This window comes from Wandonia sp. (assembly GCF_984588085.1).
In genome coordinates, this window is record NZ_CFIGVI010000001.1 from 1 (window position 1) to 14,110 (window position 14,110).

Below are 14,110 nucleotides of genomic sequence, written 5' to 3' on the forward strand. Positions count from 1 at the left end.
GGAAAATCATATCCTAACTATACATTCAGTCTTTCTCCTTTTTACGAATATGGAACTAGATTCGGACCACGTATTAGTTTGGCGTTCGCAGCCGGTATCAATCCTATACTGTCAACTGGTAAGTCAAACTATTTGCCTTACGCAGACTTACCTCCGGTCGTTATTGTAATGCCTTCCGGTTCTTTGGGAATGTTTTACAGGACAAGAAACAATAGATTCCATTTTTCAATTAGTGGTTACCTCATCTATCGCTACTCCATTTATAAAGAGCGAAAAAGTAGCCGTTTATCCCCCTGGGTAGGGTGTTCGGTAAAGTATAATTTTAAATTCAGAAAATCAGTGGTCAATTGAGTTTGCCTGTTTTAGTTTTGTTACCTAACAGGGTTTTGCCATAATCTTTTTTCGTAACTTTCAGATTATTAAAGATTAATTCATCCAGAAAATGAAATATGCCTACGTACTAATCGGTTTTATTTTCCTATTGATCTCCACGTCTGTATTTTCTCAGAATTTTGATGCTACTCCACGTTCGATGGTTACACAACCTATGGATGAAGGAAATAGACGGGCAATGTTGTTTCCTGTTCAAAATGGTCAGTCGGGGACATTAGGAAACATTGTATGGACCGCAAATTTCTCATCCCTAACGAATTGGATAGCTACAGGACCTGCAGAAATGAACCCGGATAATACCTTTACGATCACTTCAGGTGAAGGAACCTGGTATTTTGATGCATGGACCGCTTCTACAAGTGGAGGAAATTACGCCTTGTTTACAAATGGAGATCCAACGAATGCCTCCCACATAAACAATACATTTCACCTAACTTTTGACTCTATTTTTGACCTGTCTGCACTAAATAACGTAATTATTGAATTTGAACAATACGGTGCACGGTACTATGATCAACAACTTGTAGAAGTATCAACAGATTTAGGAGTTACCTGGAAAGTCGTGGGTACAAATGATGATATTTTCAGACTTACGTATGACGGTGGTGTACCCTATCCGGCATCTATGCTAAGACAGTACAACATTACTACTGCTATTTCGGACAATCCTTCTCAGGTTATGTTCCGGTTTACGGTTGATTATAATACTGATGATGTAGTAAACGGAAAATCGTATGGATGGTTTATTGATGATGTGAAAATTCGTGAAGGGTTTGAGTATGATTTAAAATTAGTACAAGCTTTCACTAGCATTGGTGATAACCGTATTTCCTATACAAAGTTGTCAGAAGACCGAATCTTTCATCCGAACACCTTTATTAATTTTGGTGCAATTGTAAAAAATGAAGGCTCTGCGCCGATAGAAGTAAGCCTTAAGATAATCTCTTCTAACGGTATAGAGAGAGTCAGCCCGCAAAGTGTTTTAGTACAACCTCATGAGATAGACACCCTTACTATAGAGGGAACAAATGGAATAGATATCTACGAATTCCTTGTTGATGAACAATACAATTTTCACTTTGAACTGGAAACAATGGAGCAGTTGGAAAACACATGGAATGATACATTAAATATTCCTTTTGAATATTTTTCTACTTATAACACAAATCGCTTTAACACCCGGGATTTTTATGATGGTTCCGATGAAAGCTTGACAGGGGCTTTTTATGAATTTGATGGCGAAGATAATTCAGGTGCTTGTTTGGGTATGGTATTTGAATTGTTTTTTGCGAATACTTTGTTTTTTGATGGGATTAGTGTTGGGATTTCAAAACTCTCTCAAGAAGAATTTCAGCAAATACAGGGAAGTTCAATTTATGCTGAAATTTACAGGTATGATGGTAGCTCTTTAGAGTTCTTGTCTTCATCAGAAGAATATGAAATTCAATTTGAAGATTTAGGGACACATATAAATTTAGTTCCATCTAATAATTCTCTTAACCCGTCTTATTTGAATACCGGAGATCGGGCCGTCGTGTTTATTTGCAACTCAGGAAGTACATTTGCTCCTATACAACTTTCTGGCTTATTACCTTTTAAAAGTGTAATAGGTAAAAATGTAACAAGTTGGTTTTATACAGCCCCGGACGATTATTATCAGAATATGACGTTTGCCCCGGTCATACGGTTGTTGACAATGACAACTATTTCAATCGATGAAAACGAACTCACAACGAAAAAAATACAACTTTATCCTAATCCAGGTTCTGAAGTAATAAACCTTAGCCTTACGCTAACTCAACAATCTACAGTATCAATCGACATAGTTGATGTTTCGGGAAAGTTGATTTCTAAAACAGAAGAAATAGGGCTTCCTGAGGGGGAACATCAAATTCCGGTTTCGGTTGCTTCTTTAAGCAAGGGAGTATATACCCTAATGATACGTACGAATAATGGTGTGTATATGGAGAAACTACTCAAAAATTGATACCTTGGGGATTAGTAGTATTTGTGTAAATATCCTTGTTGGTTTATGTAGTTTGAATTTCTTTTCATTGGCAATGGAAAATGTCACAGATGTTGAATATAGACCATTTTTACAGTGTTTTATAGGGTTTTTGTTCGTTCTTATTGAACGACCAATAGATTGTTACAGAAATTATGAATGTTAATAGCATTGCTATTGTTTCTGCATTTATTTGATAATAATCATTATGTTTCCAGCCACTAGCCCAAAGATAAACTACTGGGGTTGTAACGGATAGTGTTATTCCAGTCATAATGAGTCTCAGTTTTTTTGTATTTGACAATAGTTTTCTAAAAACCCAGACTATCGGGTAATAACTTAAGAAACTAACTAATAAGGGGAGTAAATTGTAGAAACATGATGCAGTTATCATGTCTAAAAACGTCATTCTTGGTGCTCCGGGAAAATTTCTGATGGTATCAGGAAGGTAGGTTTCCCCTGTGAGATTATACTTCATAATGATGAAATATATCATCATAAATGAAAGGTCTTTTAGTAATATATGGATTGGAAATAATCTCAATTGATAATTCTCTTTTTTATTATGTTCTTCAAATTCTTATAAACCAACGTTAGGTCATGGTAGTTTTTACTTTTTAGATCTGTGAATATCTTTTACCAACTTATTTTATTTGGATTGTAAATGAGTCAGAATAATATGGTGATCTTCCGAAAATTCCAAAGCTTTCGTATAATTACTAAATTGAAATGTTTCCGTAGAGTTTCCAAAGTGGTATGTGATTTCTGCATATTTAACAATTGGAATCTTATAATTGCCTTTGAATCTCTTATCAGGACTACCATCCTTATTTACTTTTCTCCAAGTTTCACCTATGACTTCTGAGTCAGAAGGAATTGTTTCTTCCTCTAAAAAATTGGAGATTCTGAATTCAACTTTTATTTCAGAATTAAAATAGATTTCATAGTTATCCGAATGCTCCCATGAAATCATAAAACTCGGATAGAAAATTATGTTTCTTCCATTCTTATTTTTGAAAAGAAGCCCCTTTATATCACATTTTATTAACTCAAAATCAGACATTTCAATCTTAGTTGGAATTCTCTTTATTGAAGTAGTAGCAGAGGATTTATTTTCTGTAACTTCTTGTGAATTTGTTATATCCCAGATCTTTTCAGATTTCGATAATTCTTTAAATTTATTTTGTAAATCAGTTATAAGTGATTTCGATTTGTCATTCTCATCGAGATTATATTTGAGTGCTATTTTTGTTTCACTCAACTCTTTTCTTATGTTTATTTCTTCTTTTTGTAAATCCACCAATTGTTGTGAAAGTTTATTAGAAAAAAAACCATAGATAAAAATTCTACTAATTATTATTTTATTTTTTATTCTCTGAATAGAATGCTGTGTAGAGTTTATTTTTTTTCTAAGATTCTTTCGTTCAGCAAGAATTTTAGGAAATTCATCTTTTAATTTTTGCATAAATTACTGATTTCAAGTTAATTATATCAGGCTAATTTTCTCCATTACCCTATCGAACTTTCCCTAAAATAGCACTGCTATATATGCCATAAAATTGGTTTTTAGTTGTATGTGTGTTGTCTTAATACGCTCAAAAATAGAAAAATAAGTAAATAAAAAAACCGTTTTACTTTTTTCTTCCTTTTATTGTGGGTCTAAAAAATCTGTTTTCCAATTCCAGATAAAATAGACCAATTGGCACTAAAGTTCTGTTATTTCTCCACAGAAAGCATCGTCATTCTACTAAGCTTTTTTATTTTCGGCGAAAAACGGTAGCAGTTAGCAATTAAAAACAATACATGGAACCCAAAACGGTTATTTCATTTGTGGTTATTCTGGCGTTGATCTATTTTAGATTTGGTCCGGGGAGTAGATTGTTAAAGAAAAAATCACATCATTATATTGTTCCTCCTTCACCTGATTCGGATCGAAATTGGATTCCGGTTGATATAGGACGGTACAAAAAGACGATTTATATAAAGAAAAACAGTCCTGAAGACATTCTGAAAACAATTGCTGAAATAAGTCCGGTAGAAAAATGGGAGGCAGATTATTCCTACGATGGCTGGATACGTATTACGGTAGAGGATGTTAGTTTTGGGGAGTATCACGCACTTCTTTCGATTTGTGACGCGGTAAACGAGGGACAAACGTATGGATTTTGTGAGCACAGGGATTCACCGGAGAAAGATTATATAGTCAGGGTCGATGAAGAATCATACGAGAATCTTATCGGAGTATTCAGGACAAATAAAAATTTCGGGATTTATCTCCCGAATTCGGAAAGCAATGCAAAAGGAAACATATCAGGATCTCCGGTAAAAGAGATAGATTTTTTCTCTGAGCTTAAAAAACTCCCGGTTTAATCGTTATTAGGGGTGTATGAAAAAACGCGAGTGGAGAAAACGGTTCTCTGATTTCGTTTGAAAAATAAAACAAACCGTTTATGACAGTAGAAAATAAAAGGTATTTAGGGATTGGTATATTGCTTACTTTAGTTGGGGTGTTTAAACTATATTCTGAGGGGATTTACCAGAAAAACGGAGAGATATATTGGTTCAATATACTGGTCCCGTTTGGAATGGGAATAGCCGTATTGGTTTATACCTTCATAAAGATTTACTTGCAGCGTAAATAACAAAAAAGGAGGTTATCTGATAACCTCCTTTTTCAATACAATTCGTACCGATCTTGTTTATTCTTTTATCATGCGAATCACCCGTGTTTCTGTTGGGCTGCTAAGTGAAATAAAGTAAACTCCTGATTCCAGATGCGAAAGATCAAGCTGCTTTTTACCATTGTAAATAAGGCCCGCATTGGAAACGACTTTCCCCAAAGCATCAACGAGTTGAACAGATACATGGGATTGATTGGTGGAGATATAAACAACAGAACGGGTTGGATTCGGATACGCCGTGATCGAAAGTTCTTCCTGTTCCGGTAGTGCTGCCAGACAATTCACAGTTACTTCCTGATCTTGTGTTACCGTATTTCCGTTTCCATCATCAAATGACCAGGTAATGGTATACACCCCGGTTTCTGTATACGACACAGGATCTGTTGTTGTTCCGGAGATTGTCCCGGCACAATTGTCAACCGCTTCCGGAGTAGCAACCGTCTCATTACACGAAACACTGATCGGCTGTACAGAAGGAACCGGGTTGGTCACATCGTTTATTTCCACAGTTTGTGTCTGCGTGCTGGAACCGTTTTCATCTGTATAGGTCCACGTAACCGTATAAGTACCCTGTTCCGAATATTCTACAGGATCTGTTGTTGTACCGGTTACAGTACCTCCTTCACCTGTCGCGGTAGGAGCATCAAGTGTTACACTACATTCTGCCGTGATAAGAGGAAGCGGATCAACAGTTGGTGTGGGAGGAGCAGTTGGCGTGTGATATGTTTTCAGTACACAATTGTTCGGGATGGCACATCCGGGCATATTGTCGGATTCGATAATAGAAAAATCGGTTCCGTTTACGACTTCGAAATAACCCGGTGCCGTATAATTGTTTGCTGTTGCAATTACGAAATCTCCTGTTGCCGGATCAATGGCAAAGGATTTTCCATATCCGAAAGACCACGCGTTACCTGGTAATGAACTGGTGTATACACTCGTAAGGGGCAATTCAGGAGCCGCAATATTGTAGATATACAAACTGGTTCCGGACCAGTAATAGATGTTTTCATCATAGTAGCGTACATTCGATGAAGATGAGGTGCCCACTGTAACCGGTGCATTGATAGCTCCTCCGTTTTGCAAGTCAATTGATACCAGATTCGTATTATCCATTACCCACAACTTGCTCTCATCGTCATTGACAACAAGACCGTTGATTCCCTGTAATCCGGTAGCGATCTGCTCTACAGCTGTGTTGGTAAGTGTATCTACCTTGATCAGATTGCTCCCGATAGCTGCATACAAGTGCCCGGCTGCATATACCATGTGATTGGAATAAGAAGAAACATAATCCGACGGGTCTGTAACCGGGGTAAGGGTGTAGTTGACAAGGTCTACCAGTACCAGATCTCCCGGGTTTCCATAACTCACATACGCTTTTGTGTTACTGACCACTCCAATGGATTGTGGCGCATTCGACGTAGTGAAGGTGTGCAACTCGGTAAACGATGGGTGATCCGTTATGACAATGCGTCCGGTTCCAGCGGGCTTTTCAATGAAAATAGCTTTCGATCCGGTAATTTTATAGTCCTGTAATACATCAAATCCGGTGGTGGAATTCGCTTCCTGGTACCGTCCTCCCGAATTGGTCGCCGGGGAAACAGTCGTGTTTCTTACAAAAACATCTCCGGTCGGAGATCCGAAATTTCCTTCCGCTACAATTTCCAGTTCATAGGTAATCTGTCCGAAAGTGGTAACCGCCAAAAGGCAGGCTAAAAAAGAAGTAAACTTATTTTTCATATTCTGTGTTTGTTACTAATTATTCGTGTTTAAAGACAACGACAATCGGATACACAGAAAGGAGGAAATACCCCTCAGTAGGGATATACTTTGACCTTATGCTCTATACCGCGAAAGCAATGTCTTACCGACCGGAACAGGTATCCTGACTTGTAACACAGTAGTATCAGCCTTCCCAATTGTCCCTGACAAAAAGTGACTCTTATTGTTACTACCTTACGGTTACATACAGTTGCGCGACAGTTCGTGAATCTCACACGATTCCCTGTTGTACTTGGTACATCCGATCAAAAAAAGGGGCAAAGAACGCGCTGCAAATATAGCCATACATCTACAGGTAGAGTATATCCACCATAAAATTTCAGGCATAATTTTTGAGCATTTTTCACAGTTGATGGTTACATTGATAAAATGTAGCTTAATTTTGTAGTAAAATTTAGTGAGTACTATGAAGAACATCCTGTTCCTGTTTGTTTCCCTGTTATTTGTGTCTGCTGTTTCCGGAAGAGACACACTCAATGTATTATTTATCGGAAACAGTTTTACGTTTATGAATAATATGCCGGATATGGTTCAGGGAATCGCAGTTTCCAAGGATAAACTGCTTCATGTGGAGCGGATTACGGAAGGTGGGAAATCACTGGAGTACCACGCAGGTCGTGCAGAAACCTATGAGACAATCAAAAAGAAAAAGTGGGATTACGTCGTACTACAGGAATTGAGCAATACACCGGCACAACCGGAAAGTAAGGTGGATAAGATCAGTTTACCGTATGCCAAACAGTTGGTGGATAGTATTCATGCGAATAACGAATGTACAGAGCTTATCCTGTATATGACATGGGGCTATAAGAACGGGAACAGCCAGTGGAAAGAAATCAATACCTATGAATCTATGCAGGAGCGCATTCAAAGCACCTATTTTCGTTTTGCTGACATTCTGAATGCACGTATTGCACCCGTAGGAGAAGTATGGAAACAGGTGCGTAAGAATTATCCGGGACTGGATTTGTATGACCCGGATAACTTTCACCCAAATCCCCTCGGATCGTATCTTGCGGCAGCGACATTTTATGCAACAATCTTTGGTGAATCGCCTTACGGTTCCACGTATACCGGATCATCAGATGTGTATTCTGCCGAAATCCTTCAGCTAATGGCTTCGCAGGTGGTCTTGAACAATCCGAATATGTGGCGGATTATCTATAACAACTCCCCTTTGAGAGGTGGCTTTGATGTTGTAATAAAAGGAGAAAAAGTGAACTTTTTGAACAGGGCTGAAAATGCCGTGACTGTTGAGTGGGATCTGGGTAACGGAAGTGTTTCCAGAGAACCAAACCCCGAAGTAAAGTATAAAAAGGGAAAATATCTGGTTCGACAGATCGTCACGGCGGGTTGTGAGGAACGGATTATTGCCCGCGAAATACAAATTGACTGATTCCGTATGCAGTTTTTTGATGAACAAACGATAAAAGACCTTGAATTTAACCTGATCCGGGAACAGCTTTCGGAGTTGTGTATCAGTAAAACTGCCCGAAAACGTATGTTGGAACTTGTCCCTCTTCAAAGTGAGAACAGGTGTCGGCAGGAATTGTATTGTGCAGAAGAGCTGACGCAGGTTAAACGAAGAGGAGAGACGTTCCCGCATATTGAATTTGATGAATTGCAGGCAGAAATAAAACTGCTGAAGATTAAAAACTCGGTAATACAACAGGAAGGTTTTGTACGTATATACAGAGCCTCGATGTTGGTGAACGACCTGATTTACTTTTTCAATAAACGCGAGGAGGATTATCCGTACCTCAGTCATTTACTTAAGATCGTTCACTTTACGAGAGACATAACCAATGCAATAGACAAAGTTTTTGATAAAAGAGGGAAAGTAAAAGATGATGCTTCCCCTGAATTGGCGCGTATTCGTCAGGAAATCGCCAGTGTGCGGAATAAAATCAATAAAAATTTTGATAAAGAAGTTCGCCGGCTTTCGAAAATGGGAATTCTGAGTGATACAAAAGAAGGGTTCCTCAGCGAACGTCGTGTTCTTGCAATTATCAGTTCCCACAAACGGGAGATCCCGGGAATTGTCTTGGGATCATCGAAAACAGGAGGTCTAACGTATATAGAACCACATATCAACGTTCCGTTAAACAATGAACTGGAAATGTTGATTGATGATGAACGCAAAGAGATTTTCCGGATTCTGAAAGTGCTCACGGCGGAGATTTCAGAGCACGTCGAATTGATTGAGAATTATCAAAAAGTACTGGTGCGATTCGATTTTATCAATGCCAAAGCCCGGCACGCCTTGTCTTTGGATGCTAACTTACCCGGTTTTGCTGATGACCAGCGTATAGAGCTTATTGATGCGTATCATCCGCTTTTGTTCCAGTCCAATCAGGCTACCCGCATGAAAACAATTCCGCAGTCGTTGGAAATGGATCGGTTTAGTCGTATGCTGGTAATTTCAGGGCCAAATGCAGGAGGAAAAAGTATAACCTTGAAAACGGTCGGACTACTGCAGGTTATGTTTCAATCCGGCTTGTTGATTCCGGTTCACCCGAATTCGCGAATGAGCTTTTTTCAGGAGGTACTTACTGATATTGGAGATAACCAGTCTATTGTAAACCAGTTAAGTACGTATAGCTACCGATTGAAACGAATGAAGCACTTTCTTGAAGTAGCCAATAAAAGAACCCTGCTGTTGCTGGATGAATTTGGTACGGGATCTGATCCCGAGTTAGGAGGAGCACTGGCAGAAGTCTTTTTTGAGACCTTATACAACAAAAAGAGTTTTGGGGTGATTACGACCCACTACAATAATATCAAGCTTAAAGCCGCACAGTTGAGAAACGCAGTGAACGGTTGTATGCTTTTTGATACCAGAACGCTGGAGCCGTTATTCCAGTTGTCAACCGGGCAGCCGGGAAGTTCCTTTACTTTTGAGGTTGCACAGATCAACGGAATCCCGTCAGAGCTGATCGAGGATGCAAAGTCACGACTGGACGATAAGAAAGTACAGATGGACAAAATGATTTCGGCACTTCAGAAAGAAAAAGGTCAGTATGAGCGACTGAATAATGAGAGCATAAAAGCGGAAAAAGAAGCGAGACAGGCAAAACAGAAATTTGAAGAAAGTAAAGAGAAATACCAGGAAAGACTCCGCTCACAGGCTGAGTTGATTGAAAAGAATAATAAATACCTCGGACTTGGAAAAAAGATGAGGAGTTTTATTGATCGCTTTAAAGTAGGTAAAAACACAAAAAACATCAACAAGCCTTTACTGGATGAGGTGGTTCATTACCTAGCGGTTGAGAAAACGAAAATTCTGGAAATTCAGGAAGCTGAACGTCTGAAAAAAGAAGCTGAACTGGCGGCTAAGACATTCCGTAAACCGCGTAAGGCAAAGGCAAAAGAGCAGGAAATTCCGCTTGTTATTGGCTCAAGGGTGAAGATCGAAACCAATAAAGAAGTGGGTTCTGTTATAGAAATTGGTGAAAGCGAAGTGCTAGTAGCATTTGGGGTGATGCGTGTTAAAGTGCCCCGTAACCGTTTGGTGGTAGTACGTTAAGCGTTCCATTTTTTCATCCACATCTGGAACATCAGCAGGTACCAAAGCTTCACATCGTATTCTTTTTTTCCGGAATAAAACTTGTCCTTAATTTGCCGGACTTCTTTCCAGTTTAATATTCCGTCAGAGGTAATCCGTTCCTGATTGATGTGCTCTTCGACGATTTCACGCAGATCATTTACCAGCCAATGTGCCAATGGAATAGCAAATCCCATTTTCGGACGGTCCAGCAGTGCTTTTGGGACGTATTGATGAACAATTTCTTTCAGTATGAATTTCTTCTCACCGTCTTTGTATTTATAAGCATCTGGTAAAGTAGCCGCCCATTCAATAATCCGGTGATCAAGAAAAGGTTCACGTCCTTCGAGACTGGCGGACATCGTTGCCCGGTCTACTTTTTGCAGAATATCATCGAGTAGGTACGTTTGGTAGTCAATAGCCATCATATAGGTCAAAGGACTGAAAAACTCAGCTTGCAACTCTTTACTGGAGTACCACGTTTCTGCCAATTCAGGAGCTTTACCAAAAAAATTCCCTACCTGTTGGTCTGTAAACTGTTGACTCAGACTAAGCATAATATTCTCTGAGGACGGATTGCGTAATAATCCTTTCAGTTTCTCGTAGCGGTTGTGAAAATTGTATTTATTCCGAACGATCGGAAGAGAATTGGCAGGAATAATGTCCATCAGACCCGCAATAGTTTTGCGTGCCAGAGAAGGAATCTTTTCCAGTTTTTTTCCATAACGCATCAGGTAGTCATATCGGTTATATCCCGCAAAAATTTCATCTCCTGCGTCAGCGCTCAAGGCAACTGTTACTTCTTTTCGGGCCATTTTACTGACGAGCATAGTAGGAATAGCACTGCTGTCTGCGTAAGGTTCATCGTAATAAAAAGGCAGATCGTGAATGAATTCAAGCGCCTCTTTTTGCGTACAATTGATTTCTGTATGATCTGTTCCGAGGTGAGCTGCAATATCTTTGGCATAAGGAGCTTCATTGAGACCAATATCGGGAACACCAATCGTAAATGTTTTTAGTTTTTCTGTCCGGTCTTTCTGTAACAGGGCAGTAACCGAGGTGCTGTCATACCCGCCACTTAAGAATATACCTACGGGAACATCGGCAACCATTCTGTAATTAAAAGCGGATTGCATGATTTTTTCCGTTTCCGTTTTTGCTTCGTCAAAAGAAATATTCTGTTTGGGCTGGTTGTAAGCATCGTAGACATTCCAGTACTGAACGGGAGCAGGAAGTCGTTCCGGTTGTACGCTATAGCTGAAAGTTAACGTATGACCGGGAGATAATTTATTAGCATTCTGGAAAATACAGTGAGGTGTCGGAACATTTCCGTATTGCAGAAACGCCTGAACAGCTGACGGATTAATTTTTTTCCTGAACTGAGGATGTGCATGAAAAGCCTTTAACTCAGAGGCAAACAGAAACAACCCCTCATGAAAATAATAGAAAAAGGGTTTTACACCTGCCCGGTCGCGTGCGCAAAACACACTCTGTTTTTCTAGGTTGATAATAACAAACGCGAACATCCCGATAAACTTCGAAACACATTGTTCTCCCCACTGAGCGTAGGCGTGAAGAATCATTTCCGTATCCGAGTTACTTCGAAAAGTATGACCAAGTACTACCAGTTCGGCTTTTATTTCTGCATAGTTGTATATTTCTCCATTGAAACAAATCCACCACTCCTGAAATCGCATTGGTTGTTTACCGTGCTCGGAAAGATCAATAATGGCCAGGCGACGATGCCCCAAACCAATAGTTGCAGAATCTGTAGTAAATCGTTCTGTTCCTCTACCGTCAGGGCCTCTGTGAATAAGACTATCCGTCATCTTGTCAAGAATGACCGGGTCAGACTGACAGTTAAAATCAATGTATCCTGCTATTCCGCACATAGGGGGTAAAGGTAAGAAAAATGCACATCCGCACGCAGACAGATAGTTATGTTAAATGTAACTCTGTGCGTACTTTTTTTGGCAATCCTTTTACAATTAACTCGTAAGAATGATCGATTAGTTCAAAGATGATTTTATCTTCCAGATCTTCATGAAAGTGAACCGTATTCCAATGTTTTTTATTCATGTGGTATCCCGGTTGCACTGCGTGATAGGCTTCCCGAAGCTCAATAGCTTTTTCAGGATCACACTTCAGGTTCACAGAGGAATTATTTTTTAATGAGATCAGGGCAAATAGCTTCCCCCCAATTTTAAAAACAAGTGTATTCTCGTCGAAAGGAAAAGATTCCTCGACATGGGGTTTGCTTAGACAATAGTTGCGAAGCGTTTCTACATCCATAGTTGTTAGTTATGGTAAAGCGAGAAAATTTCGATCAGACGATCCGGTGGAACAACTTTGTTCGGGTATTGGTGCATTTCGTTCAGTACGGTCTCAATAGCCTGAGTGTTTAACCCCATCATCATTCCCATTTTACGGATTTTTGTTAACTCTTCCTGTGTGATTTCAGTATCAACATTCATTAACAAAACCAGCCTATGAAATTGTACGATGCGATCCCCTTCCAGTTTAGGTGGAGTATGTTCAGCATACGTATCAAAAATTGATCTGAATTCCTCCGGAGTTACGCCCATCTGTGCAGCAATAGACATAATAAACTGAAATTCGATTTCTTTTATCTCGTGATCGGCGTTGGCGAGTTTTACTAACTGGGCTAATAAGCCCAACTGCTCTTTTTTCTTTTCTTCCATATTTTAGTCGTCTAAATCCTTTCCAATCATGTCAATCCCCTTTGGTGTATTGATGAGCTTGTTTTTATATCCGGATATTTTTACCCAGAAAACAATTAAGAGAACTAAAGATACAAGTTGGATATAGTCTTGGACCTTCGGAATAAATGCAATAATATTTGTACTGGCCAGAATCAGTCCGATTGTTTTCCCATAATCGCCTTTTTCTTCTATTCCTCTGGCTTCAAATTCAGTTTTGATAGAATCACATAGTTTGGGGTAGAGATAGAAAGCATAAAAAACATTAAACAGTGGAATAAACATGAGCCATACATTGTTATAGGGGACAAGTCGATTTTCGGGAGAAACTTCTTTGAGGGTATTGCTCAGTGTCAACAAGTATAGAACAGCTACAAGAATACTAATCGCAAGTATAAAAAGGATGATTAAAATACCAAAGGCTCCGAACATAGAATCGTTACATTAAAAGGGTTACTAATTACATTTACTGCCCAAACCTACGAAAAATTGCGGACTGAGCATCGTGTGTCAGCGGTTTAGTAACCAGATACTGGTATTTAATGCCGTTGCAAATAGAACCCACAGAAGATACGGAGCTAAAAGCCATCGGGTACTCTTTTCTTTACGACCGAAGGAAAGTAGCATAATACTAATAGCGAAAATGAGAAGAAGTATTTCAAGTAATGCGGGAAAGGGAGCCTGTAAACCGAAGAACAGGAAGGTCCACAGCATATTCAACACCATTTGGGGGTAAAAGCTCCAGGTAGCCTTTATTCCATGTCTTGACCACACAAGGTAATGAGCAGTACCCATTAGGATGAAAAGTATCGTCCACGCCGGCCCAAATAACCAGTTAGGAGGTGTGAAAACAGGTTTGGCAAGCCCTGCATACCACGTGTCAATAGAATCAAAGGTAAAAACAGAAGGTAAACTCCCCAGAAGTAAAGTACCTCCTACCGAAATTATAAATTGAGTAACTTTTCCCATAAACGGAATTTAC

Annotated in this window: 13 protein-coding genes and 1 riboswitch; of the genes, 5 read left to right on the forward strand and 8 right to left on the reverse strand. The window is 39.3% G+C overall.

Annotated elements, in window-relative coordinates; genetic code table 11:
• Together AC4PL9_RS00005 and AC4PL9_RS00010 are read left to right on the forward strand one after the other, a co-directional pair.
• On the forward strand, positions 1–351 hold a 351-nt coding region (locus AC4PL9_RS00005; protein ID WP_491602739.1), incomplete at its 5' end, for a hypothetical protein.
• Between the two features lie 91 nt (positions 352–442).
• Positions 443–2,380 (forward strand): T9SS type A sorting domain-containing protein, encoded by a 1,938-nt coding sequence (locus AC4PL9_RS00010; RefSeq protein ID WP_491602740.1) that lies wholly within the window; start codon positions 443–445, stop codon positions 2,378–2,380.
• 109 nt (positions 2,381–2,489) lie between these two features.
• On the opposite strand, the gene AC4PL9_RS00015 is transcribed toward AC4PL9_RS00010, so the two are convergent.
• Together AC4PL9_RS00015 and AC4PL9_RS00020 are read right to left on the reverse strand one after the other, a co-directional pair.
• Positions 2,490–2,876: a hypothetical protein gene (locus AC4PL9_RS00015; protein WP_491602741.1), complete on the reverse strand. Its 387-nt coding sequence runs from the start codon at positions 2,874–2,876 to the stop codon at positions 2,490–2,492.
• Between the two features lie 171 nt (positions 2,877–3,047).
• Positions 3,048–3,863, reverse strand: coding sequence for a hypothetical protein (locus AC4PL9_RS00020; protein ID WP_491602742.1), 816 nt, complete (start codon positions 3,861–3,863; stop codon positions 3,048–3,050).
• Positions 3,864–4,201: 338 nt separating this feature from the next.
• Here AC4PL9_RS00020 and AC4PL9_RS00025 point away from each other — a divergent pair, with 338 nt between their 5' ends.
• Positions 4,202–4,768, forward strand: a complete 567-nt coding sequence (locus AC4PL9_RS00025; RefSeq protein ID WP_491602743.1) for a hypothetical protein — start codon at positions 4,202–4,204, stop codon at positions 4,766–4,768.
• Between the two features lie 329 nt (positions 4,769–5,097).
• Here the strand turns inward: AC4PL9_RS00025 and AC4PL9_RS00030 are convergent, their stop codons facing one another.
• Entirely contained in the window at positions 5,098–6,822 is a 1,725-nt protein-coding gene (locus AC4PL9_RS00030; RefSeq protein ID WP_491602744.1) for a T9SS type A sorting domain-containing protein, read from the reverse strand.
• A gap of 117 nt (positions 6,823–6,939) precedes the next feature.
• A riboswitch (cobalamin riboswitch) is annotated at positions 6,940–7,124 on the reverse strand.
• A gap of 146 nt (positions 7,125–7,270) precedes the next feature.
• Between AC4PL9_RS00030 and AC4PL9_RS00035 the strand changes: the two genes are divergently transcribed.
• Both AC4PL9_RS00035 and AC4PL9_RS00040 read left to right on the forward strand, forming a co-directional pair.
• A complete protein-coding gene (locus AC4PL9_RS00035) occupies positions 7,271–8,260 on the forward strand; it encodes a DUF4886 domain-containing protein (RefSeq protein WP_491602745.1) in 990 nt (329 codons plus the stop codon).
• A 6-nt stretch (positions 8,261–8,266) separates the two neighbouring features.
• A complete protein-coding gene (locus AC4PL9_RS00040; protein ID WP_491602746.1) occupies positions 8,267–10,390 on the forward strand; it encodes an endonuclease MutS2 in 2,124 nt (707 codons plus the stop codon).
• Here AC4PL9_RS00040 and asnB read toward each other — a convergent pair.
• From asnB to AC4PL9_RS00065, 5 genes are all read right to left on the reverse strand, one after another.
• A complete protein-coding gene (gene asnB / locus AC4PL9_RS00045) occupies positions 10,387–12,300 on the reverse strand; it encodes an asparagine synthase (glutamine-hydrolyzing) (RefSeq protein WP_491602747.1) in 1,914 nt (637 codons plus the stop codon). The genes AC4PL9_RS00040 and asnB overlap by 4 nt on opposite strands.
• Before the next feature lie 46 nt (positions 12,301–12,346).
• On the reverse strand, positions 12,347–12,700 hold the full coding sequence (locus tag AC4PL9_RS00050) for an MmcQ/YjbR family DNA-binding protein (RefSeq protein WP_491602748.1): 354 nt from the start codon (positions 12,698–12,700) through the stop codon (positions 12,347–12,349).
• A gap of 5 nt (positions 12,701–12,705) precedes the next feature.
• A complete protein-coding gene (locus tag AC4PL9_RS00055; protein WP_491602749.1) occupies positions 12,706–13,110 on the reverse strand; it encodes a TerB family tellurite resistance protein in 405 nt (134 codons plus the stop codon).
• Positions 13,111–13,113: 3 nt separating this feature from the next.
• Entirely contained in the window at positions 13,114–13,560 is a 447-nt protein-coding gene (locus tag AC4PL9_RS00060; RefSeq protein WP_491602750.1) for a hypothetical protein, read from the reverse strand.
• A 78-nt stretch (positions 13,561–13,638) separates the two neighbouring features.
• Positions 13,639–14,097, reverse strand: coding sequence for a TspO/MBR family protein (locus AC4PL9_RS00065; RefSeq protein WP_491602751.1), 459 nt, complete (start codon positions 14,095–14,097; stop codon positions 13,639–13,641).
• Positions 14,098–14,110: the final 13 nt, after the last annotated feature.